Source organism: Bacillus gaemokensis (assembly GCF_001590835.1).
In the GTDB taxonomy this organism is placed as follows: domain Bacteria; phylum Bacillota; class Bacilli; order Bacillales; family Bacillaceae_G; genus Bacillus_A; species Bacillus_A gaemokensis.
Genome location: NZ_LTAQ01000034.1, coordinates 183,865 through 205,805, shown reverse-complemented (window position 1 = coordinate 205,805; position 21,941 = coordinate 183,865). Strand labels below are relative to the sequence as shown.

Sequence of the window (21,941 nt, the reverse complement as noted above, 5' to 3'; positions counted from 1 at the left end):
TGTTCGATTATATTCGAACAATAGAAATATAGGGGGAATAAAATTGAAGTATATAACGTTACAGAAGGCTGGGTTACAAGTTTCTCAAATTGGTTTAGGAACAAATGCAGTAGGGGGTTATAACTTATTTTCAAATGTGAATGAACAAGAAGGAATGAGAATGATTGAAGAAGCTATAGGACAAGGAATTACATTTATAGATACAGCGGATACATATGGTTTCGGAAGATCCGAGGAATTAATTGGGGAGACAATTAAAGGAAAACGACAAGATATTGTGCTTGCTACAAAAGGAGGAATACAGCCGTTATTAAAGGGATCTACTTGTATTAACAATGAACCAAGCTATTTAAGAAATGCAGTAGAAAATAGCTTGCGAAGATTACAGACAGATTATATTGATCTATATTATTTACATTTTACGAATCCAACGACTATGTACATAGATTCAATTGGAGAACTTGCTCGTTTAAAAGAAGAAGGGAAAATTCGTTCGATTGGAATATCCAATGTAAATCTAGATCAGTTAAAAGAGGCAAATCAGTTTGGAGATATTGATGTACTGCAATCTCCGTATAACATGTTAGATCGTACAGCAGAGAAAGAACTGTTACCGTATTGCATAGAAAAAGGGATTTCATTTATTCCATATGGCCCTCTTGCTTTTGGAATTTTAGGTGGTAAATATACGGAAGATTTAGAGTTAGATGAAAAAGATTGGCGCCAGGATGTATCATTATTTGAAAAATATACATATAAGAAGAATTTTATGAAAGTTGAAAAATTAAAAGGTTTTGCTAGGGAAAAAGATACAAACTTATCTAATATAGCGTTAGCTTGGCTTTTAAGTCAAAGAGGAATTGATACGGTAATTCCTGGCGGGAAACGTGCAGAGCAAGTAAGAGAAAATGTAAAAGTAGTAGACGTCTCGTTACATGAGAAGGATTTGGAATATGTACAATCTGTTTTAGAGGATTAATAAAGGGGGGATGAACACCCCCTTTTTAAACATTTAAGGAGATGGAGAAGATGAACAAAGTTATGACTTTGTTTTTTGTTATGATGTTTATGATTGGTACAGACACTTTTTTAATTTCACCACTTTTACCAACATTACAAACGATATATGATATTCCAACAGAAATTTCGGGGTGGATGGTAAGTGCGTATGCATTGGGATATGCTATATTCGCACTTATTGCTGGACCTATTTCTGATGGATTAAATCGAAAGAGAGTGATGATAGGGGGAATGATCTTTTTTGCAATTAGTACGTTTTTATGCGGATTAGCACCGAGTTTTTGGTGGATGTTTACATTTCGTTTTTGTGCAGGGATAAGTGCGGCGTTTGCATCTCCGCAAGTGTGGGCATCGATTCCACTTCTTGTGCCCAAAAATCAAATTGTGAAAGCAATTGGGATTGCAACGGCAGGGTTGGCGTTAGCGCAAGTGCTTGGTTTACCTATTGGAGCGTATTTAGCAACGATACAGTATACAATGCCATTCTATACAATTGGTATTTGTTCAGCAGTACTTGTAGTTTTTATTTATTTTATATTGCCGGAAATACAACCACTGCAAGTAGAAGAAAAAAATCAATCTATTGTAAAGCGATATCAGCAATTATTGAGAAATCCGAAGGTCTCACTTTCGTATTTTGCATATTTTCTCTTCCAAACTGGGAATTTTGCAGCATTTTCGTTCTTTGGGGTGTGGCTAGCCACTCAATTTGGATTGCAAGTAAATGAAGTAGGAACTGCAATGCTCATACTTGGATTAGGAAATTTGGCAGGTAATATTTTTGGACCTAAACTTGTGAAAAAACTGGGGTATACTTACGCTTTTTACGGTAGCATTATTGTAATAGCAGGTTTATATGTTATTTTACCGTATTTGAAACAAATTCTGTTGGTGGAGCTATTTTTCTTTGTTTTATTTTTCATTACAGGAATTCTATTTGTGTTAATGATGAGTCATTTGCAAAAAATGTCCAGTGCAGCTAGAGGAACAGGAGCAGCGTTAGCAAACTCTTCTATGTATATCGGACAAACGATTGGAGCCGCGATAGCGGGGATATTATTTGCAGCATTTCATAGTTTTGCATCAATCGGATATTTTACAGCTGTGCTATATATAATTTCGTTACTTGTGTTCAGAAAAAGTGAACGGATTCAGGCACAAGAAATAGGAGAAAAGGAGAGTGCAGTTTCATAAAAAATAGTTACTATAAAAATATTATGTAAACAAATATAATAAAAGCACTGTTTTGAATGATCAAAACAGTGCTTTTCGTTTAGATTGAATGGTTGCAGCATTTTCATCGTGTATTCCGGCTTCTTTAATAATTCGTTTTTTTGCTTTATCTAATAGGTGATTTACTGTTTCACCAAAGTAATTGGCTTCTCGTTTTGTGCGGGCTTCTCGTAAACATTTATAGTTTTCTAGCAGTTCCTCTTTTTCGGAGTCTGTTAAGAAATCTTCTATTTTCTTTTTTGTCATACGAAACACCCTTTCTCTGACAGACGACGCAATTCAGAAATGTTTATTGTTCATTATAACAATATTTTGTCAATCAAGTATAGATTAACGGCGTAATAATTTGTCAATTTCTTGAATCTTCTCATCTGCTTTCCCAATCTGTGTATTTTTTGCTTGTTCACCACCGAGAGCCTGATGAAGTAAGAAGGTTTGTCCTGAAATAGCAGTGACAATGGACACTTTGATAATCTCTTTTATTGTTATTACATCAAATAAAACGAGTCCAAGAAGTGCAGCGAGACTACCAGTTAATATGTCAGTAAAAAAACCAAGATGAAAAAAAGTTTTTAAACGGCGTGGAAGCAATAACTTACCTTGGTTATTGATCAGATGGGAAACGAAACCGGTAATGCCACCAACGAGAACAGCGGTTAGCCATTGATACATCTCCATCAAATCCACTCCTTTTAGTGAATAAGATTCGTTTTTTACAGCCGTATTCCTTTTTTAATTTTATATAAGCATATTGAGAAAATTTGGTTTGACTAAACGTCTGTTCATTTTTATTATAACAGAAAATTCGGATACATTTTAGTCTATTATAGGAGTGGTTCTTTGATTATCATAAATATAGAAAAGGGGAAATAAAATGAATATAGAGTATCGAATAAGAGATGTAGAGGATTTATAAACCTGCTGTGGTTCCATGTACTAGAAGATGAAAATAGCGACGGTAGGCAAATTAAAATGATAAAAAATAAAATGACTGAAAATTATGTTAAATAAAGTGGCTTTTCTAAAAAATATTACATATAATGAGATTAACTAAAATAAGAACGGAGTGATGTATTATGGCGATGGTTGATATGAATGTTAAAGCGAATACGAAGGTGGACGGAAAGGGCGGAACTTTATAAAGAATCGCACGATCCTTCCGCTGGGCTCAAAATAGGGAGGATATAGATTTGAACCAACGACTTTTAGAATCATTCGGATGGGATTCTTTTTTTGAGGATCAATCTTTAGAACAGTATGAAGTAGGAAGAATTTTACTTGAACATAAACATATGTATCGTATTATTTGTGATGATGGAGAATATGTAGCAGAATTATCAGGGAAATTCCGTCATGAAGCACTGGTCAAAGGGGATTATCCAGCAGTAGGCGATTGGGTGCATATAAAGAAAATAGGAGAAGAAAGCAAGGCGATTATTCACCATGTTTTTTCGAGAAGGAGTTCTTTTTCAAGACAAGCAGCTGGTGAGAGAACGGCTGAACAGATTGTGGCTGCAAACGTTGATTATCTTTTCTTAGTAAATGCGCTCAACCATGATTTTAATGTGAGAAGAATCGAGCGGTATTTATTATTAGCCTATGAAAGTGGAGCGATGCCTGTTATTCTTTTGACTAAGAGTGGCTTGTGCGAAGACGTGGAGCAAAGAATAGTGGAAACGGAATCAGTAGCTATTGGTGTTCCTATTTTTGCGGTTGATAGTCTTGAACATACAGGAATTGAATTATTGCAACAGTTTGTAGCTTCTGGGAAAACGATTGCTCTGGTTGGTTCTTCTGGTGCAGGAAAATCAACTTTGTTAAATGCATTAATGGAGAGTGAAGTTGCAAAAACAGGTGGTATTCGTGAAGAAGATAGTAAAGGAAGACACACTACGACTCATCGTGAGTTGTTTCAATTACCGAGCGGCGGTTTAGTTATTGATACTCCTGGAATGCGAGAAATTCAACTTTGGGAAGGAAGCGAAGCGATTCATGCTACGTTTTCTGACATTGAGGAATTTGCGAAAGATTGTCGTTTTCGTGATTGTGAGCATGAGAATGAACCGGGTTGTGCAGTTCGTAAAGCTATTGATGATGGTATTTTAGCAGCGAATCGCTTGCGCAATTATAAAAAGTTGCAAAGAGAAATTGCATATGCCATGAGAAAACAAGATCCAGTCCTTGCTCGCGCTGAGCGAGGAAAGTGGAAAAAGATTGTGAAACAACATCGGAAAAAGTGAAATAAAAAACAAAAGCTAATAAAAAGCTTTTGTTTTTTTGGTTCATTATAATAGATGAAAGTGAAAAATAGTCAATTATAGTCGAAAAATAGAGGGATTTGTTGTACAATTGTGTAATTATTGTAAAGTAGACTATTTATAAAGGAGAAGAGTATGGGAGTGTATTGGGGAACAAAAAGACATTCTTGGCTTAGTTATGTTTCATTTTGGTTAAGTGTTTCGTTTTTTCTTATCTTTTTGGTTGAAGTGTTTGTATTTAAAACACTTTTAAATAGTTCGAGTGGTGCTTTACAAATTATTAAATATTTTTATTTTATATTTGTACCATTAAACATTATTATTAGTTTAAGACTATTGTTTAAAAAGAATGAAAAAAAGACATTACCAATCTTTAGTTTCATCGTATCATTATTATTCGCGAGTTTGATAGCAGTGCTAGCTTTAGTAGCGACAGGTAAAGTATTTTAACCCCAAACAGGAATGAAACATTTCATTCCTGTTTTCTTTGTGTAAAAGCGTGAGAATATATGAGGCAGATGAATACAGCAAGGGCAATGATTATGGTACAATAAGTTTGATAATGATAGAGAAAGGGTATGAAAAATACTCATTGTTTTTAGTAAGAGAGGGGTTATCTGATGTTGTATGAGGATTTAATGTCATTATTCCAAGTTATGCCAATTGAAGATGGGAAAAATGGCTGGAAATATATAATCCAAGAACAAGATAGTAAGTATTCAATTGCTGATAGAATATCAGCAGAACAGATGAATGTAGAATTGCTTTTTAATGAATATGATGAGTTGCGTATTACTTTATATAAAGAAGGTCAGCCGATTACAACAATACAAAGAATAGGAATTTTAAAAACCGAGTTAGAAGAAGATGAAGAAGGTATTCAATTTGTTTTAGAACGTATGCCAAGCCGGATGATTCGATTGCAATTAAAGCCATATCTTGCAGTCGAAATGGGCCTGTATTGGGAAGTGTGTGAAGATTGTGAGTAAAAAAGCATCCGTACATAGCGGATGCCTTTTTATTAGTTTTTTTCTAATTGTTTATATGCGATGATCGGAAGAAGGACGATACTAACCCATCCGATTATTGGGTACAAGATGTGAAGAAGTTCACTGTAGCCAATATAGCTAAAACAATAACTAATGAGTAAAATAAAATAAATAATATTGTTGTTTTTCCAGCCCGTGATAGACTGCATTTGTTTTGTCATCCCGAATACATTTCCGACTAATGTTGTGAATACTTCGCCAAAAATAATAAGGACAAAGAAGAAATGGAAAGTAGCATTAAATCTTCTTACTACTTCAGCCATCGGAATGTTATATTGATAAAATTGGTCAACAGATAAAATGGCTAAATGACTACATAATAGAATAAAGCATAGCCCAGTTCCTCCTAAAATCCCACCCCATAGAATGGCTTTTCGATCCTTTACCTCACTTGCTAACGGTACTAGAACGCTCTGTGCGAGAGAAAGGTTTAAAGCGACATATGTAATGGGGCTTGTAATCCATTTCATGTCCCAACTTTCTGTAGGGATCGTATTAACGATGGGGGTTGTACCATGAATAAAAGTTATAATAGCAAGTCCAATAATGAAAATCATCATAATTGGTACTACAAGCGTATTTACTTCAAATACACCCTGTAATCCACGGCTACCAATAATGATACATAGAATGACTGTAATAAAAATACCGAGTTGTCGTGGTAGGCGAAGTTGTTCTTCAAATACAGCTCCAGCACCTGAAAGCATAACACTCGTCACGCCAAAAAGTACGAGTAGTAGTAAAGTATTTATCACATTTCCAAATACATCACCAAACAAATATTTGTTAAATTCCTGAGCGGAAAATGCACCAATTTGTGAAGAAAGCAACATCATCTTCGTACCTAACCAAATGAAGAAAACCCCACTTACACATATTCCAATTGTTCCGTATAGTCCATGAATCGTAAAGAATTCAACAATCTCTCGTCCTGTTGCAAATCCAGCTCCGACGACAGTTCCGATATAAGTAGCAGCAACTTTTCTTGCTACCTGCCATTGCTGATTATCCATGTAATCCCTCTTTCTACTATGATGAGCTTGACTTACTATTATGCATATGTATGAGCCTGGACAATTAGACATAGGAAGTGACAGAAAGAGTACATGGATTTCTTAAAAATAGGGAAAGATTAAAGTTGTTAAAACTTTGTTACATATAAGCCAATGTTTTGGACGAGCAGGAAATGTATGGTACAATGAAAATATATTATTAAAAGATAGTAATTCTAAAATGATAAGAGGAGTGGATGGAATGAGTACGAAAACAAATGTTGTTGAAGTATTAAACAAGCAGGTAGCAAACTGGAATGTGTTATATGTAAAAATCCATAACTATCACTGGTATGTGACAGGCCCACACTTCTTTACATTACATGAAAAATTTGAAGAATTTTATAATGAAGCAGCAACGTATATCGATGAAATCGCAGAGCGTATTTTGGCGTTAGAAGGAAAACCACTAGCAACAATGAAAGAGTATTTAGAAATATCTACTGTACATGAAGGAACAAGTAAAGAATCAGCTGAAGAAATGGTGCAAACATTAGTAAATGATTTTTCAGCGATTATTCAAGAGTTAAAAGAAGGAATGGAAGTAGCTGATGAAGATGGAGACGAAACTTCAGCGGATATGTTACTAGCAATTCATACAACACTAGAACAGCATGTTTGGATGTTAAGTGCGTTCTTGAAATAAGATAAAAAGCCCATTTAAATTTCTTTCAATGGGCTTTTTTGTGATTTTTCAGCTTTCTTTTTATGGTATAATATAGTAAAAAGGAGGCGATGCAATGTTTCGCTTTTTCAAAAGTGGAAAAGAGGAGAGGCCAATTACGAAAGATGAATTAGAGCAAGCAATGGCTAAGTTTCTGGAGACAAATGCAAATATTGTTTATACAGTATTAGTCAATGAAGATTATACAGTAAATTATGATTTGTTAAAGCCATATTTACCAGCATTTCCTACAAATACGTTCATTATAACGAAGGAAACGCTCGAGGTATTTGAACATACAGTAGGAAATTTGGAGCTTATAAAAGAAATTGATCTTGTACAAAGAGCCGTGGATCAATATGTAACAGAAAAGGAAATGTTTCCTATTGTAGAAGATGATGAGAATCGTCTCATATGCGGATTGAAACTAGCACCGTATTTAGATCGTGTGTTAAAAAGAAATTTGTATATTTCAGAGAAGCATTATTTAGTCTCAAGTAAACCAGATAAAAGTAAGAAGAATATAGTGTAGTATAAAAAACAACAATAATATATTGTTGTCTTTTTTTGTTGGTAAAGGATTTTGAAACGAAAGTAGATTTCGATTATTTTATTGATTTTTCTGTCAATTGATGTTTGAATGATTAAGAGAGAGTTAGAAAGGAGTGATGTATGATGAGAAATTGTAAATCAATTAGCGAACGTTATCCTAAGAATAGAGGTAGTCACTGTTAATCAGATAATCAAAATATAACAGTGTTCACTTACCGTACCCTTAAGATGGCTGGAAGCGTTATAGAGAAGTTTATAAAAAGGTTACGGGAGGTAATGATGAATGAGTAACATTACTTATATTGGTTTATTAAATGAGACATTAGAATGTTATGCAAAGAAGGGTAGTTTAGAAGCGTATTCCTATATTACAAAAAATGCTGAAAAGGTAGTTGGTAATAAAGCTCAAATATATAATTTTAGATATGCATTGGCAAGTGCATCTGGGCTTGAGCAAGAAGCTTTACATATAATGAAAGAAGCAATTATAGAGAATGAGTCTTGATATGGATATGAGTATTTAATTACAGACGAAGATTTAAAGCCCTTTCATAAATATAAAGAATTTCATATGATGATTCAGTTATGTAAAGAAAGAGAAGAAGCAGCAAAGGCATCTGAACAGGCTAACTTGAAAATTATACAAGGGAATAGGGATATTGATAACAGGTTATTAATTGCGATACATGGTGATCAAGAAAATATAAAGATAACAGAACCATATTGGCAACCGGTTGTGTCCCAAGGTTATCTGTTGGCACTGCCGCAGTCTTCTCAAATACAATTTTCAGAAGGATATGTATGGGATGATGTAGAAAAGGGATCGAATGAGTTAAAAGGACATTATGAAAGTATTATTGCAAGTAATAATCGTGAATTAGGGAATGTAATTGTCGGTGGTTTTTCTGCTGGAGCAAGGGTAGCCCTACATGCGATGTTACACGAAAATATTGAAGTGAAAGGATTTATTTTCGTAGCACCATGGCTTCCTGAAATTGAAGAATGGGGAGAGGTGTTGAATATATTAAAAGATAAAGGGATTAAGAGATATATTGTATGCGGGGATCAAGATGAAGATTGCTTTGAATGTACGCAAAGGTTTGTAACATTGTTAGAAAAAAATAAAATAGAGCATGAATATAAAATTGTACAGAATTTGAATCATGATTATCCCGAGAGCTTTGAATATATTTTAAAAGGTGCTATTGCATACATTACCAACACTTGATTAGTGCCTATAAAAGAAGGTTTGATATAATTTATAGATTATATTTGTTTACAAAAATAATTAGGATAAATAATAAAAGGAAGTATATCACTTTGATATGCTTCCTTTTCATTTACATACTAATAGATTGAAAAAATATAAGGATTTATGCAAGAAGTTTTTAGGTTTTGTCTAGATCACAATATATTAAAATGGAGTATTAGCAATATGGAATTAAGGGTGGGAAGTATAAAATATTATACGTATGAGAGGTTATAAATCCTACGGGAATAACAAGTTAATCATTTGATTTATGTGTTTTTTTGATTGAAAAATATTTATTTTTAAGTTATTAGAACACATTTATTATTGTTTAGTTATAAATGTCCAATCGTGAATTCTATTAATTTCATACAAATATAAAATGAAATTATCATTAAATTCTTTATCAAGAAAGGAGGTGATTTTTTGCCTAATAATCTCATCATTAATGGAGGATTCGAGACCGGAACACTTTTTCCATTTAGTACTGTGAATGCTTTGATTGATATTACACATAGTCATTCTGGCTTTTTCAGTGCAAATCTTTCTGGAGGAATTATAGATGCTGTTATTAATCAAGAGGTACCTATACCCTCAAATCAAAGTTTTGAATTCTTAGTTTCTCTTGCGAAAGTTGGAGGCGCCGTAAGTCCTCTTATTTCGATTACGATTGCTTATTATGCAGGAGCAGTTATTCCGGCGAATTTTATAGGATATGGTCTAAGTACTGTGATTTTACCCAATCGTCTTCCAGATAGCAATCAAAATAATTGGTTGGAAGTGTATCTAACTACCTCTTTAGCTCCACCTACTGCTACTCAAGCACTTGTATCCATTTATAAGGTTGGTCAGATTGGAAGTCCAAATGTGGTTGTAGATGATATAGCGTTGTTAGCATCGGGACAATCAGGCCCAACCGGTCCGACAGGAGGAACAGGTCCGACAGGAGGAACAGGTCCAACAGGAGAAACCGGCCCAACGGGAGAAACCGGCCCAACGGGAGAAACTGGCCCAACGGGAGAAACTGGCCCAACGGGAGAAACCGGCCCGACAGGAGAAACTGGCCCAACGGGAGAAACTGGCCCAACAGGAGAAACTGGCCCAACGGGAGAAACTGGCCCAACAGGAGAAACCGGCCCAACGGGAGAAACAGGTCCGACAGGAGAAACTGGCCCAACAGGAGAAACTGGCCCAACAGGAGAAACCGGYCCAACGGGAGAAACTGGCCCAACGGGAGCGACAGGTCCGACGGGAGAAACTGGCCCAACGGGAGAAACCGGTCCAACGGGAGCGACAGGTCCAACAGGAGAAACCGGCCCAACGGGAGAAAYTGGCCCAACGGGAGAAACCGGTCCRACRGGAGAAACYGGYCCAACGGGAGAAACCGGTCCAACGGGAGCGACAGGTCCAACAGGAGAAACTGGCCCAACGGGAGMAACWGGYCCRACGGGAGAAACTGGCCCAACAGGAGAAACTGGCCCAACGGGAGCGACAGGTCCAACAGGAGAAACCGGTCCAACGGGAGCGACAGGTCCAACGGGAGMAACAGGTCCGACGGGAGAAACTGGCCCAACCGGCCCAACTGGCTTATAAAAAATACACATATTTCTTGTAGCTACATTTAGCTCTTTAACTAGAAAATATCAATCTCATGTGTAAAAACAAAAAAGTCATTCTGATAATGAATCAGAATGACTTTTTATGTATTAATTTCAGTAAATTGATCGCCATACGATACATGTCTTAAAATTTTTGAAATAATTTGTTTCGGGTAACCGAGTTTGAAATAGTCATCTAAATCGATAATTCCGAAAGGTTCATGTTATTGTAATTCAAATGCGTCTGCTAATAAACGATAAGATTTTAATTTATCCTCAAATTGATGAGTAATGGTTACAATCATAAATTCCTCAGCATTATAGGATTCACTCAATTTTAAAATTTGTTCTTTTACGCGCGTTTGATCACCGACAATCATACGTTGGCGATTTTCTTTAATGCGGAATAGGTCATAGGCACTATAAGCGTAATTTTGTGCTGTTTCAATAGAAGGAGTACCAGTTGTACGTTTTCCTTGTTCTAATAATAAAATCGACAAATCTAGACTAGATGCAATTCTTTCAGCTTCTTCATTTGTTTCTCCGCAAACGACAAAAATAGAAACAATTGATTTAGGTTTATCTCCTAAGAAAGACGGCTGAAATTGTTCTTGATACGCTTTCATAACTTCAGGACCACCATAGCCATTAATGAATTGTGCAAATGCAAAAGCCGTTCCTTGTTTCGCTGCAACCATCGCACTTTCTCCACTAGACCCAAGCATCCACATTTCGGGTGTAGTTGGGATGATAGGTGAAGCTTTTAATTTTGCATATTGGTGGTTATCAGGTGTTTTGTCATGTAAGTACATTGCTACATCTTGTATTTGCTCTGGATAATGGTCGAGTGAAATCATTTTTCCCTCTTGAAGTGCACGCGTTGCGATAGGCATACCACCTGGTGCACGGCCTACTCCAAGATCGATTCGATTTGGATAAAGTGCTTCTAATACACGAAAGTTTTCAGCTACCTTATATGAACTGTAGTGAGGGAGCATAACGCCACCAGAGCCAACACGGATATGGTTTGTTTTTGCTGCAATATGAGAAATGAGCACTTCTGGGCTGGATCCAGCTAAACTAACAGAGTTATGATGTTCAGATACCCAAAAACGAGTGAAATTTAGTTTTTCAACTTCTTGAGCAAGTGTTACTGTATTGGAAAAAGCTTCAATTGCTGTACTGCCATCGGAAATAGGTGATTGATCTAATACACTTAGTTTTATCATAGAATATACCTCACAATCTTAATGTACATTCTATTATATATTTACTTACGAAAAATGCGTAAAGAAATGCTCAAATAAAAAAGCGAATGCTTTCACATCCGCTTTTAGTGAGAAAATCCACGTTCGTAATGGTTCATTTCTACTAAATTTAAAATATACTCGTAGTTATCAATTTCCATTTTAATTTGATTCCGCTCTTCTTCTGTTAATTTTACACTTGTGAGTTGTTTACATAATTGCTGTTTTTTTAATTCCAAGTGTTTTTTAGTTGCATGATAGTCGTAAGTACGTTTCATGGTTATCGATCCTCTCCTTACATTTCCTATCTACATCTTTATTATATGAGGAAGTGAGGGGATTGAGAGCAGCTTCTTGTGTATTTTTAGTGAATATTCATAATCTTATCGTGTTATGTTTAACTACGCTTGTGAATAAAATGCATTAAACCACTAATTTGTATGTGTGAAGTAAGGGGTGGGATTGTGCAAAAGGATATACAATTTGATAGTGCAACTAATGAAATGTTAAGGATTATTGATAAGGGATTACCGAAGACGACACATCCAAAACAAATCATTGTAATTGGTGCTGGAATGGCTGGTCTAGTATCAGCTTCACTACTAAAAAATGCAGGACATTATGTGAAAATTTTAGAGGCGAATAGCCGGGTGGGCGGTAGAATTGAGACGATTAGAATGCAAGATACAGGTTTATATTTAGATGTTGGGGCAATGCGCATTCCGTATATACATACACTAACAATGGCGTATATAAAAAAGTTTGGTTTACAGGTGAATCCGTTTATTAATCGAAATGATACAGACATTATTTATGTGAATGGTAGAAAAACGACATTGCGGCAATATGAGAAAAATCCTAGTATATTACGATACCCAGTAGCCATGAATGAAGAAGGAAAGACGTCAGAGGAATTATTATTGTTAGCAGTGCAGCCAATTATTGATTTTATTAAAAGAAATCCAGAGAAAAACTGGGGGATTGTTGAAAAAGACTTTGGAAAGTATTCAACAGCGCAGTTCTTAAAACATCATCCGTATCAGTATAATACATACTTTTCACCAGTAACAATAGAGATGATTGGGGTACTTTTAGATTTAGAAGGTTTTTTGGAAAGAGCATTTGTTGAAACTTTACGGTTTATATATATTTTGCAGCAGGAAAGCGGTTTTTGTGAAATTACAGGAGGTAATGATCAGCTTCCAAAGGCTTTTTTACCTCAGCTACAAGAAGATATTGTTTATAATCAAAAGTTAATGAAGCTTCATCAACATGAGAAAGAAGTGACTGCTTTTTGTAGAAATGAGGAAACATTTGAGTATAGTAGCATAACGGGGGATGTAGTGATTGTTACAATTCCTTTTTCTACAATGCGCTTTGTTGAAATTGATCCATTTGATTCTGTATCACATGAAAAGTGGAAAGCAATTCGTGAACTACATTATATGGCAGCTACTAAAATAGGAATTCAATTTAAAAGTCGTTTTTGGGAAGAGCAGGGGCAAATGGGTGGGAGAATCATTACAGATTTACCAATTCGATATGCGTATTATCCAAGTCATGGTATTGGGTCTAAGGGGCCGGCTATTATGTTAGGGAGTTATACATGGTCGTATGATGCGTTACTTTGGGATGGGCAAACGAAAGGTGATCGTATTTATTACACATTACAAAACTTAGCGACTATATTAGGTGGTCAAGTATATGATGAATTTATGTCAGGGGTAGCAAAGAGTTGGACGCTAGATCCATATGCATTAGGGGGCTTTGCGATTTTTCAAGCAGGCCAAGAATCAGAACTGCAGTCTGCGATTGTAAAACCAGAGGGGAAAATTTATTTTGCAGGAGATCATACAACGTTGTACCATGGTTGGATACAAGGAGCGATTGAGTCGGGAATACGTACAGCGGTAGAAGTGAATCAACTCATTGTATGAGGATGCTTGTAATAGGGGAAGTTAGGTGATGATTTTGAGTGGTATATATGTACTAGTAAATCTGTATGTTTTAAGATTCAGAAAAAAATATTTACTATATAGTCTGGATTGAATATTATTATACATAAAAGAACAATAGGGGTGTTTGGGATGAATCCATTATTACTTGATTTTCCTTCTGAATTTTACACAGATAGACTTCTTATTCGGATGCCAAAGCCAGGGGATGGTAAAGTAGTTTATGAAGCTATCAATGCATCGCTAGAAGAACTCAGGCCTTGGATGGCTTTCGCGCAAAAAGAGCAAACAGAAGAAGAGATAGAAGCAAGTATAAGAAGAGCTCATATTCAATTTTTACAGCGTGAAGATTTGAGGTTACTAGTATTTTTAAAAGAAACAGGTGAGTTTGTTGCTTCTTCAGGATTGCATCGAATTAATTGGGAGATACCAAGATTTGAAATTGGGTATTGGATAGATTCGCGTTTTGGTGGAAAAGGTTATATGACAGAAGCAGCACAAGGGATTATGGACTATGCTTTTTCTGAGTTACAGGCAAATCGAATAGAGATTCGCTGTGATTCAAGAAATGTAAAAAGTAGAGCTATACCTGAAAAGTTAGGTTTTAAATTAGAAGGTATTTTAGAAAGTAATAATGTGGCGGTAGATGGTAGTGGGTTAAGGGATACATGTGTGTTTGCTATGACAAGAAGTAGTTATGAAAAAGAAGAGCTATAATATATTAGCTCTTCTTTTTTTCGCTATAGTATTGAGAAGGAAGAGAATCGTGAAAGAGAATTTCTATTTGCTCGTCAAATTTAGGATTTGATTTATAGTAAAAATCTTTTATTTTAGATGTTGTAATCTTTAGTTGATTTATTCAAAAGACAACCTCCTTTTTATGGGGATTATAACATGAAAAGGAGGCCTGGATTCGATATCTATTATGATTTACTCATACATCACGGTACAGGGTGTCCATTATAACTTTCGAAGGTGGTAAACCACTGCTGACGATCTAATGTAAGTTTTGTAGCTTCGATAGCTGTCTTCACGCGATCAAGCTTACCAGAACCAACGATTGGCATCATTTTTGCTGGATGTGCAAGTAACCATGCATACATTACGGTATCAATGCCGTCAACACCTAGATCATTAGCGATTTTTTGTAATGTTTCACGTAACCGTATCGAGCGTTCGCTCTTATCTGTGAAAATTTCTCCGCCAGCAAGAGGAGACCAAATCATAGGTGCAATTCGCTTTTCTTGGCATAGGTCAATCGTACCTTTTTCAAAATGCTCAAGCTGCATTGCTGATACTTCAATTTGATTTGTAATAAGTGGGAAATTTAAATAAGAGCTTAGCATATTGAACTGAGGCGTTAAAAAGTTCGATACACCAAAATGACGTACTTTTCCATCTTGCTTTAAACGTGTGAAGGCTTCTGCTACTTCAGTCGGATCTATAAATGGATCGGGACGATGGATGAGTAGCACATCGATATAATCAGTATGTAAGTTTTTTAGTGATTGTTCTGCGCTCTTTACAATATGCTCAGCACTAGTATTATAATGAGCGACATATCGTTCTGGAAATTTTGGAGATGGGGGAGCGATTCCACACTTTGTGACAATTTGCATGTTATCACGTAAAGAAGGTTTAAATTGTAATGCTTCCCCAAATAATGCTTCACACGTATATCCTCCGTAAATATCAGCGTGATCAAAAGTTGTAATTCCCATATCCATACAATTTTCGATAAAAGAAAGTAATTCTTCCTTTGACATATTCCATTCTGCTAAACGCCAAAATCCCTGAATGATACGAGAAAATTCTAGGTTATTAGCCATTTGAACTCGTTCCATATGAGTATAGACCTCCTTGATGAATGATGAAGTTTTTGAAAGGGCTTTCTTGTTCGGTACTATTATATAGTTATCAAGAGGTACATACAATAAATATGTCTTTGTTATAAAAAACGACTTTTTCTGTATGGTATAATGTACGAAGATATAGCTATAAGGAGATGTACGAAATGATTCCAGTAACAATTTTAACTGGTTTTCTTGGATCGGGGAAAACAACATTATTAAATCGCATTTTATCGGAAGAGCACGGTAAGAAATTAGCGGTTATTGTAAATGAGATAGGACAAATTGGTATCGATAATCAATTGATTATGAATGTAGAAGAAGAAATTATGGAAATGACGAATGGCTGTTTATGTTGCACAGTGCGCGAGGATTTACTTGTTGCGTTAAAACAGTTACTTGATGTGAAAGCAGAAGGGAAAATGGATTTTGATGGTTTAGTAATTGAAACTACAGGTCTTGCAAATCCAGGCCCGATTATTCAAACGTTCTTTTTAGATCCGGTTATTCAGTCGGCGTACCAAATTAATGGAGTAGTAACAGTCGTAGATAGCTATCATATACATAAACACTTTAAAAAAGGGTTAGAAGCGAAAGAACAAATTGCTTTTGCTGATATGATTTTAGTAAATAAACTAGATATAATTGAAGGAGCAGAAAAGGAAAATCTTCTTATCGAATTACAAGGTATTAATCCAACTGCAAAATTAATACCAACAACAAATTGTGAAGTGGATATTCCAGCCTTGCTAGAAATTCAAACATTTAAAACGCGTGATACATTAGAAATTTATCCACATAAAGAGCATCATCATTTAGAAGGTGTGAAATCGTTTGTATTACGCGAAGAGCGTCCGTTAGATTTGCAGAAGTTAAACGAATGGATGTCAGCTGTTGTTCAAGAATTAGGAGAGCACTTATATCGCTATAAAGGAATTTTATCAATTGATGGAGTAGATCGCCGTATTGTTTTCCAAGGTGTTCATACATTGTTTGCGGCTTCTTATGATAGAGAGTGGCAAGAGGAAGAAGAACGCGTAAGTGAAGTAGTTTTCATTGGGAAAGATATTAATAAAGAATGGTTCCAAGAACATTTCCAAGAATGTGTGAAATAAGCCTGCTAACTCAGCAGGCTTATTGTTTGTCATCAATCTCTTCCAGCTTCCACTAATTTCTTAGCGACAATTGCTGGTTTAACGTGAAACATAGTCATATGATCGCCTTGTGTAGTGACCAAACGAAAGAGTCCAAGACGACTTGACATATGAGGATGCCAGCCATATTGTTCACCTTGTAGAACCGCCGTATCTTCCGATAAATAGAAATAACTTTTTGGAATGTTTAATTGATAGAACTTTGTCAAATCAAGTTTTTCATATGCTTACATATATTTCCGCTAGGAGATTGTTTTTATTCTTTGGGAGTATATAGTTATGAAAAGTATTTATTCATACTCGTTTTGTTGAAGTAATGCTAGATTGTGAGAATGCAAAATATAAGGGGAAGAAAGTACAGATTGAAAATATTCTACTAATTAACAAAGGCAAGTAGAAAAGATATCAACTAAAAAAAAGCTCGTTTTCACAGGCTTACACTTTTATCTATAAGTAATTTCATAACTACACCTACAACTGGACCATCATCGTCAATATCACCAGTTAAATGAAAACCAAACGATTCATATAGTTTCATTGCTAGTTTGTTTTCTGGATGAAGACTTAAATAAATCTTTTTACATTGAAATTTTTGTTGTAAGTACTGGATTAGTAGATGGAGAAAACGTTTTGCATAGCCGTTTCCTTGAAAATGGTGATCAATCATAAAACGGTCTAGCCATACGCTGTCATCTTTTGCTGAATACCAACCATACATTGCGTATCCGACAAGTTTCTCTTCATCATATAAGCCTACTGACGTTCCGTTTTCTTCATAGAGTGACTCTGCTAAAGAAAATGCATTGCTTTCAATGAACTGTTGCTGTTCCTTTGCTACGTCTAAAGCAGCGACTGAACGCCAATTAGTTGCTGTTACTTCACAAATGTGAAGATTCATAGTTCCAACTCACTTTCTGAAATGATATAACTTTAAAGCTAACATGGATAATTTTACTTGTTATTTCGTTTAAGTCAAGTTGCAGTCCATAAAGTGAAACTATAATTAGTGAGGTGCACGAATGAACCTCACTTACTAATTGGGATAAAAAAGACAGCTGAATATGTTTCAGCTGCCTGAAAAAAATCTAAGTTTAGTTAGTTGCTTCTTTTAAAGCATTCACGTTTTCTTCCATCAATGTAAAGTAATCTTTATTTTTCTTCGCATCATCTTCAGAAATAGTAGCAAGGTGGTTTAAGCGTAAAATTTTTGTTCCTGTTTCTTTTTGAATCACTTCGGCTACTTTTGGAGTAGAGAATGTTTCAAATAAAATATATTTTAAGTCATGATCCTTTGCTGTTTTTGTAATGTTAGCAAGTTCTTTTTGTGATGGTTCATCAGAAGCTGAGATGCCAGCAACAGGGATTTGTTTTAAACCATAGCGTTGTTCCCAATATCCATATGCAGCATGAGAAACTAAAATTTCTTTCGTTTTTGGGCTTGCAACAACAGATTTAAATTGATCGTCTAAATCAGTAAACTTTGTTTGCAATGCTGCAAAGTTTTTCTCGAATTCTTTTTTGTGATCTGGTTGTAATGATACAAGTGCATTTTTGATTTTTTCAGCTTGTTTCATTGCAAGTGTAGGATCTAACCATACGTGTGGGTCTTTATCATGATGGTGTTCATCCTCTTTATGACCTTCTTCATGATCATGATGTTCTTCTTCCGATGAAGCGCGAAGTTCAATGCCTTTAGATGCATTTACAATTTTTACATTCTCTTTTTTTAATGCTTTTTCCATTTTCTCAGCAAATGGCTCTAATTCTGCTCCGTTATACACAAATAAGTCAGCTTTCGCAACTTGCACTGTTTGTTTTTGACTTGGCTCATATGTATGAGAGTCAGCGCCAGGTGGATAAATCGCTTCTACATTTACATAGTCGCCACCAATTTTTTTAGCAAAATCAGCAAGTGGGAAAATTGTTGTGTACACAGTAAGTTTTCCATCTTTTTTTGCGGATCCATCTTTTTTGTTAGTACATCCAGCGAAAATAAGTGTAAAAATAAGTAAAAATGAAAATGCGGTTAACTTTTTATTCATATAATTCTCCTCTTTTCTATCTTTTCCAAGTCTATTCTCTCCAAATTAAGAAGAAAGTATCTTTTTTTGCAAAACGGAATAATTACGTTTTAGTTCGCGAACTTAGTATAATATATCTTTACGGAAGTTGCAATAAATAATAATCATTCCGATTTGTTTTTGTTATAAATTTGTCAAAAAGAACGGTGTTAATTTTTATGATTGTTGCATATGTGACAACATTGCTTTCATATATTGGGGTAGAGGGTATAAAAAGGGGATGAGAGATTGGATTACTTAATGGAAGCAATCCTTTTAGTATTAGCGATAGTTTTACCATTAACATGTGTTTTAATTTTTCTAAAGACATTAATCAGTAATCTAGGTGATTCTACAATGATAACAAAATTACCAACAGAAAAAGAAAAGAAAGAAGAGTAAGCAAAGCACTTGCATCACGCATAGTGCTTTGCTTATGATAAGATAAAGGAAACTCTCACAAGTGGGAGTCACACTGCCCGTTCAGACGGGATAAAAGTAGATAAAGAGGTATAAAAATACATGAACAAACGAACAGCGTTAGTACTCGGTGCAAGTGGTTTAGTTGGACAAGAAGTGACGCAGCTATTACTTGACTCAGATTACTATGATTCGGTTATGGTTTTTGTAAGGAAACCGCTGCAATGGGAGCATGAGAAATTACAACAAAAACAAGTAGATTTTTCGATATTAGAAGAGTATAAAGAATTTTTTGCTGTGGATGATGTGTTTAGTTGTTTAGGAACAACAATTAAGAAAGCAAAAACGAAAGCAAATTTTAAAAAAGTAGATTATGAATATACGGTACGAGCAGCCTGCTTGGCAGAAAAACAAGGCGTACAAAATTTCCTTGTTATCTCTTCTATGGGGGCAAATTCAAAATCTCTTTTCTTCTATTCACAAGTAAAAGGAAGAATGGAGGAAGAGCTTCAAAAGTTAGTCATTGGTGGAATCCATATATTTAGACCGTCTTTATTGTTAGGAGATCGAGAAGAATTTCGTTTTGGAGAGAGAATGGCAGAAAAGATATCTGGAGTTTTACCATTCGTATTTAACGGTACTTTTAAAAAGTATAAACCGATTACAGCTGAACAAGTTGCAAAAGGAATGTATTTAGCGGCACTTCGTGAAGAGTCTGGTGTTCATATTTACAATTCAACAGAGATTGCAGCGATGAAATAACAAAAACGAGAAGGAAGATGCCTTCTCGTTTTTGTTTTATCCCACTATTCGAGGGCGATTATCCCCTCACCTCAAAATTCGGCGAAAGTAAAGAAGTTAGATGGGAGATGAAGAAAACCCTCACTGATTAAAGTTATACTTAATGTTATTTATTATTTCGTAGTGTTTGCTATTTTACCAGGAGCACGACTGTATTGGTATGGTTCTTGTAGTTCAAAGCCGAGCTCATTGGCAGCTGTTCTTGGGAAGTATGGATTCCGAAGTAGTTCACGACCAATAAAAATTAAATCAGCTTCATTATTTTTCAAAATTTGCTCTGCGTGTAGACCGCTTGTAATTAACCCAACTGCTCCTGTCGCAATGTGAACGTGTTCTTTGATATGTTTTGCATATTCAACTTGATAACCGGGATAAACGTCGATATGAGCTGGTACAACTGCGCCAGAACTACAATCAATGACATCTACGCCCTGTTCCTTCATCCACTGTGCGAATTGTACATAATCATGTACTGTCAATCCTTCAGGGTGATAGTCATTTGCAGAAATACGAACGAATAAAGGTCCATTCCATACTTCATTTACAGCGTCAATAATTTCTCTTAAGAAACGGTAACGATTTTCTGGAGAACCTCCATATTCATCAGTGCGTTTGTTAGATAGAGGAGACAGAAATTCATTAATCAGATAACCATGTGCGCCGTGTAGTTCAATGATATCGAATCCTGCTTGCTTGGAACGAAATGCTCCATCTTGGAAAGCTGCAATTGTTTCTTGGATTTGAAGTTTACTCATTTCTAATGGGGTTTTCATCCCATCATGAAATGGAATGGATGAAGGGGCTAGAGCATCTGTATGTAATTCAGCTTTTCGTCCAGCATGGGCTAATTGAATAGCTGCCTTTGCACCATTTTCATGAATGAACGATACTGTTTTTTGTAATCCTTCAATGTGTTCATTACTCCAAATCCCTAAATCTTTATTAGAAATACGCCCTTCAGGTGCAACAGCTGTTGCTTCAAGCATAATGAGACCAACTTGGCCAGCTGCCCGCGTTCCATAATGAATATGATGAAAATTTGTTACCTTTCCATCTTCCTTTTCTACTGAATACATGCACATAGGTGACATAACAATACGATTTTTTAACGTAATGCCTTTTATTGTATAAGGTGAAAAAAGTTGATAGTTCAAAATAATTCCTCCTTATTGCAGTTTCTTTCATTGTATCATTATCAATTTTGTTTCCATAATGAAACGCTTATTCTCAAAAAAATGTTCATTCATGTTACAATTACGAATATAAACCAAATTGGGGGATAGAGCATGTATCGAGCTTATTATGAAAGTGAATTAGGCTTACTTGAAATTACGGCAAACGATAAAGGGATTACGTCAGTTATATTTGTGGAGGAACGAAAAGAAGAAAGTAAGAATGAAATTGTAGAGCGGTGTTTAGCTGAATTAGATGAATATTTCCACGGGGAAAGAACTGAATTTTCAGTTCCGTTATCAGCAGATGGAACGTCCTTTCAAAAGAGTGTCTGGGATGCGCTTTATACGATTCCATACGGTGTGAGTGTGTCCTATTTAGAGATTGCAGAAAAGGTTGGGAATATAAAGGCTGCGCGCGCAATAGGTGGAGCAAACAGTCGAAATCCTATTTCAATTATTGTTCCGTGTCATCGAGTTATTGGTAAAAGTGGCAAGCTTGTTGGTTATGCAGGAGGCTTATGGCGGAAAGAATGGTTGTTAAAACATGAGGGGATTTTGAAATAAGGACGAGATCATCAGTACGGGATAAATCGTGGAAAGAGGG

General features: G+C 35.5%; 23 protein-coding genes and 2 pseudogenes. 15 read left to right on the top strand and 10 right to left on the bottom strand.

Annotated features, from left to right (window positions below):
• Positions 1 to 43 precede the first annotated feature (43 nt).
• Both AZF08_RS20420 and AZF08_RS20415 read left to right on the top strand, forming a co-directional pair.
• Positions 44 to 979: an aldo/keto reductase gene (locus tag AZF08_RS20420; protein ID WP_033674817.1), complete on the top strand. Its 936-nt coding sequence runs from the start codon at positions 44 to 46 to the stop codon at positions 977 to 979.
• A 50-nt stretch (positions 980 to 1,029) separates the two neighbouring features.
• Positions 1,030 to 2,214, top strand: a complete 1,185-nt coding sequence (locus tag AZF08_RS20415; RefSeq protein ID WP_033674818.1) for an MFS transporter — start codon at positions 1,030 to 1,032, stop codon at positions 2,212 to 2,214.
• A 60-nt stretch (positions 2,215 to 2,274) separates the two neighbouring features.
• On the opposite strand, the gene AZF08_RS20410 is transcribed toward AZF08_RS20415, so the two are convergent.
• Together AZF08_RS20410 and AZF08_RS20405 are read right to left on the bottom strand one after the other, a co-directional pair.
• Positions 2,275 to 2,499 carry a hypothetical protein gene (locus AZF08_RS20410; RefSeq protein WP_033674819.1) on the bottom strand — a complete coding sequence of 75 codons (225 nt, stop codon included), beginning with the start codon at positions 2,497 to 2,499 and terminating at the stop codon, positions 2,275 to 2,277.
• Positions 2,500 to 2,583: 84 nt separating this feature from the next.
• Complete coding sequence (locus AZF08_RS20405) at positions 2,584 to 2,931, bottom strand: DUF4257 domain-containing protein (protein WP_033674820.1); 348 nt, start codon at positions 2,929 to 2,931, stop codon at positions 2,584 to 2,586.
• A 512-nt stretch (positions 2,932 to 3,443) separates the two neighbouring features.
• Between AZF08_RS20405 and rsgA the strand changes: the two genes are divergently transcribed.
• The 3 genes from rsgA (at position 3,444) to AZF08_RS20390 (ending at position 5,500) form a co-directional block, all read left to right on the top strand.
• A complete protein-coding gene (gene rsgA, locus AZF08_RS20400; RefSeq protein WP_033674821.1) occupies positions 3,444 to 4,493 on the top strand; it encodes a ribosome small subunit-dependent GTPase A in 1,050 nt (349 codons plus the stop codon).
• 153 nt (positions 4,494 to 4,646) lie between these two features.
• Positions 4,647 to 4,961 (top strand): hypothetical protein, encoded by a 315-nt coding sequence (locus AZF08_RS20395; protein WP_033674822.1) that lies wholly within the window; start codon positions 4,647 to 4,649, stop codon positions 4,959 to 4,961.
• Positions 4,962 to 5,131: 170 nt separating this feature from the next.
• On the top strand, positions 5,132 to 5,500 hold the full coding sequence (locus tag AZF08_RS20390) for a DUF3979 family protein (protein ID WP_033674823.1): 369 nt from the start codon (positions 5,132 to 5,134) through the stop codon (positions 5,498 to 5,500).
• Positions 5,501 to 5,532: 32 nt separating this feature from the next.
• Here the strand turns inward: AZF08_RS20390 and AZF08_RS20385 are convergent, their stop codons facing one another.
• On the bottom strand, positions 5,533 to 6,573 hold the full coding sequence (locus AZF08_RS20385) for a YkvI family membrane protein (RefSeq protein ID WP_033674824.1): 1,041 nt from the start codon (positions 6,571 to 6,573) through the stop codon (positions 5,533 to 5,535).
• Positions 6,574 to 6,814: 241 nt separating this feature from the next.
• Between AZF08_RS20385 and AZF08_RS20380 the strand changes: the two genes are divergently transcribed.
• The 4 genes and pseudogenes from AZF08_RS20380 to AZF08_RS20365 all read left to right on the top strand — a co-directional run bounded on the left by AZF08_RS20380 (position 6,815) and on the right by AZF08_RS20365 (position 10,670).
• Positions 6,815 to 7,258, top strand: a complete 444-nt coding sequence (locus AZF08_RS20380) for a Dps family protein (RefSeq protein ID WP_033674825.1) — start codon at positions 6,815 to 6,817, stop codon at positions 7,256 to 7,258.
• Between the two features lie 94 nt (positions 7,259 to 7,352).
• Complete coding sequence (locus AZF08_RS20375; protein WP_033674826.1) at positions 7,353 to 7,808, top strand: DUF3939 domain-containing protein; 456 nt, start codon at positions 7,353 to 7,355, stop codon at positions 7,806 to 7,808.
• Between the two features lie 303 nt (positions 7,809 to 8,111).
• Positions 8,112 to 9,056, top strand: a pseudogene (locus tag AZF08_RS20370) (alpha/beta hydrolase).
• Between the two features lie 447 nt (positions 9,057 to 9,503).
• Positions 9,504 to 10,670: an NTTRR-F1 domain gene (locus AZF08_RS20365; RefSeq protein ID WP_082793729.1), complete on the top strand. Its 1,167-nt coding sequence runs from the start codon at positions 9,504 to 9,506 to the stop codon at positions 10,668 to 10,670.
• 229 nt (positions 10,671 to 10,899) lie between these two features.
• On the opposite strand, the gene AZF08_RS20360 is transcribed toward AZF08_RS20365, so the two are convergent.
• Positions 10,900 to 11,904, bottom strand: a complete 1,005-nt coding sequence (locus tag AZF08_RS20360) for an LLM class flavin-dependent oxidoreductase (RefSeq protein WP_033673596.1) — start codon at positions 11,902 to 11,904, stop codon at positions 10,900 to 10,902.
• 104 nt (positions 11,905 to 12,008) lie between these two features.
• Entirely contained in the window at positions 12,009 to 12,200 is a 192-nt protein-coding gene (locus AZF08_RS20355; RefSeq protein ID WP_033673597.1) for a DUF3896 family protein, read from the bottom strand.
• 186 nt (positions 12,201 to 12,386) lie between these two features.
• On the opposite strand from AZF08_RS20355, the gene AZF08_RS20350 reads away from it, so the two are divergent.
• Both AZF08_RS20350 and AZF08_RS20345 read left to right on the top strand, forming a co-directional pair.
• Entirely contained in the window at positions 12,387 to 13,859 is a 1,473-nt protein-coding gene (locus tag AZF08_RS20350) for a flavin monoamine oxidase family protein (RefSeq protein WP_033673598.1), read from the top strand.
• A gap of 150 nt (positions 13,860 to 14,009) precedes the next feature.
• Positions 14,010 to 14,594, top strand: a complete 585-nt coding sequence (locus AZF08_RS20345; protein WP_033673599.1) for a GNAT family N-acetyltransferase — start codon at positions 14,010 to 14,012, stop codon at positions 14,592 to 14,594.
• 224 nt (positions 14,595 to 14,818) lie between these two features.
• Here AZF08_RS20345 and AZF08_RS20340 read toward each other — a convergent pair whose 3' ends face one another.
• Positions 14,819 to 15,721 (bottom strand): aldo/keto reductase, encoded by a 903-nt coding sequence (locus AZF08_RS20340; protein ID WP_033673600.1) that lies wholly within the window; start codon positions 15,719 to 15,721, stop codon positions 14,819 to 14,821.
• 170 nt (positions 15,722 to 15,891) lie between these two features.
• Between AZF08_RS20340 and AZF08_RS20335 the strand changes: the two genes are divergently transcribed.
• Entirely contained in the window at positions 15,892 to 16,842 is a 951-nt protein-coding gene (locus AZF08_RS20335) for a CobW family GTP-binding protein (RefSeq protein ID WP_033673601.1), read from the top strand.
• A 32-nt stretch (positions 16,843 to 16,874) separates the two neighbouring features.
• Here AZF08_RS20335 and AZF08_RS20330 read toward each other — a convergent pair.
• The 3 genes and pseudogenes from AZF08_RS20330 to AZF08_RS20320 form a co-directional block, all read right to left on the bottom strand.
• Positions 16,875 to 17,105: pseudogene (locus tag AZF08_RS20330) on the bottom strand (alpha/beta hydrolase); the annotation flags it as partial.
• 203 nt (positions 17,106 to 17,308) lie between these two features.
• The gene (locus AZF08_RS20325; RefSeq protein ID WP_033673603.1) at positions 17,309 to 17,779 is read right to left on the bottom strand and encodes a GNAT family N-acetyltransferase; all 471 of its coding nucleotides are present in this window, start codon (positions 17,777 to 17,779) and stop codon (positions 17,309 to 17,311) included.
• Between the two features lie 193 nt (positions 17,780 to 17,972).
• Entirely contained in the window at positions 17,973 to 18,923 is a 951-nt protein-coding gene (locus tag AZF08_RS20320) for a metal ABC transporter substrate-binding protein (RefSeq protein ID WP_033673604.1), read from the bottom strand.
• Positions 18,924 to 19,190: 267 nt separating this feature from the next.
• On the opposite strand from AZF08_RS20320, the gene AZF08_RS30865 reads away from it, so the two are divergent.
• Both AZF08_RS30865 and AZF08_RS20315 read left to right on the top strand, forming a co-directional pair.
• Positions 19,191 to 19,343 (top strand): hypothetical protein, encoded by a 153-nt coding sequence (locus AZF08_RS30865; protein ID WP_167332915.1) that lies wholly within the window; start codon positions 19,191 to 19,193, stop codon positions 19,341 to 19,343.
• 120 nt (positions 19,344 to 19,463) lie between these two features.
• Positions 19,464 to 20,123, top strand: coding sequence for an oxidoreductase (locus AZF08_RS20315; protein WP_033673605.1), 660 nt, complete (start codon positions 19,464 to 19,466; stop codon positions 20,121 to 20,123).
• Positions 20,124 to 20,275: 152 nt separating this feature from the next.
• Here AZF08_RS20315 and namA read toward each other — a convergent pair whose 3' ends face one another.
• A complete protein-coding gene (namA, locus tag AZF08_RS20310; protein ID WP_033673606.1) occupies positions 20,276 to 21,316 on the bottom strand; it encodes an NADPH dehydrogenase NamA in 1,041 nt (346 codons plus the stop codon).
• Between the two features lie 132 nt (positions 21,317 to 21,448).
• Between namA and AZF08_RS20305 the strand changes: the two genes are divergently transcribed.
• On the top strand, positions 21,449 to 21,901 hold the full coding sequence (locus tag AZF08_RS20305) for a methylated-DNA--[protein]-cysteine S-methyltransferase (protein WP_033673609.1): 453 nt from the start codon (positions 21,449 to 21,451) through the stop codon (positions 21,899 to 21,901).
• Positions 21,902 to 21,941 lie beyond the last annotated feature (40 nt).

Excerpts from the sequence above, each read along its gene's own strand:
- AZF08_RS20335 (WP_033673601.1), top strand. The coding sequence starts at position 15,892 with ATGATTCCAGTAACAATTTTAACTGGTTTTCTTGGATCGGGGAAAACA.
- AZF08_RS20345 (WP_033673599.1), top strand. The coding sequence starts at position 14,010 with ATGAATCCATTATTACTTGATTTTCCTTCTGAATTTTACACAGATAGA.
- AZF08_RS20380 (WP_033674825.1), top strand. The coding sequence starts at position 6,815 with ATGAGTACGAAAACAAATGTTGTTGAAGTATTAAACAAGCAGGTAGCA.
- AZF08_RS20390 (WP_033674823.1), top strand. The coding sequence starts at position 5,132 with ATGTTGTATGAGGATTTAATGTCATTATTCCAAGTTATGCCAATTGAA.
- AZF08_RS20325 (WP_033673603.1), bottom strand. The coding sequence starts at position 17,779 with ATGAATCTTCACATTTGTGAAGTAACAGCAACTAATTGGCGTTCAGTC.
- AZF08_RS20410 (WP_033674819.1), bottom strand. The coding sequence starts at position 2,499 with ATGACAAAAAAGAAAATAGAAGATTTCTTAACAGACTCCGAAAAAGAG.
- AZF08_RS20360 (WP_033673596.1), bottom strand. The coding sequence starts at position 11,904 with ATGATAAAACTAAGTGTATTAGATCAATCACCTATTTCCGATGGCAGT.
- AZF08_RS20305 (WP_033673609.1), top strand. The coding sequence starts at position 21,449 with ATGTATCGAGCTTATTATGAAAGTGAATTAGGCTTACTTGAAATTACG.
- AZF08_RS20320 (WP_033673604.1), bottom strand. The coding sequence starts at position 18,923 with ATGAATAAAAAGTTAACCGCATTTTCATTTTTACTTATTTTTACACTT.
- AZF08_RS20415 (WP_033674818.1), top strand. The coding sequence starts at position 1,030 with ATGAACAAAGTTATGACTTTGTTTTTTGTTATGATGTTTATGATTGGT.
- AZF08_RS20385 (WP_033674824.1), bottom strand. The coding sequence starts at position 6,573 with ATGGATAATCAGCAATGGCAGGTAGCAAGAAAAGTTGCTGCTACTTAT.
- AZF08_RS20395 (WP_033674822.1), top strand. The coding sequence starts at position 4,647 with ATGGGAGTGTATTGGGGAACAAAAAGACATTCTTGGCTTAGTTATGTT.
- AZF08_RS20340 (WP_033673600.1), bottom strand. The coding sequence starts at position 15,721 with ATGGAACGAGTTCAAATGGCTAATAACCTAGAATTTTCTCGTATCATT.
- AZF08_RS20315 (WP_033673605.1), top strand. The coding sequence starts at position 19,464 with ATGAACAAACGAACAGCGTTAGTACTCGGTGCAAGTGGTTTAGTTGGA.
- AZF08_RS20355 (WP_033673597.1), bottom strand. The coding sequence starts at position 12,200 with ATGAAACGTACTTACGACTATCATGCAACTAAAAAACACTTGGAATTA.
- AZF08_RS20405 (WP_033674820.1), bottom strand. The coding sequence starts at position 2,931 with ATGGAGATGTATCAATGGCTAACCGCTGTTCTCGTTGGTGGCATTACC.
- AZF08_RS20375 (WP_033674826.1), top strand. The coding sequence starts at position 7,353 with ATGTTTCGCTTTTTCAAAAGTGGAAAAGAGGAGAGGCCAATTACGAAA.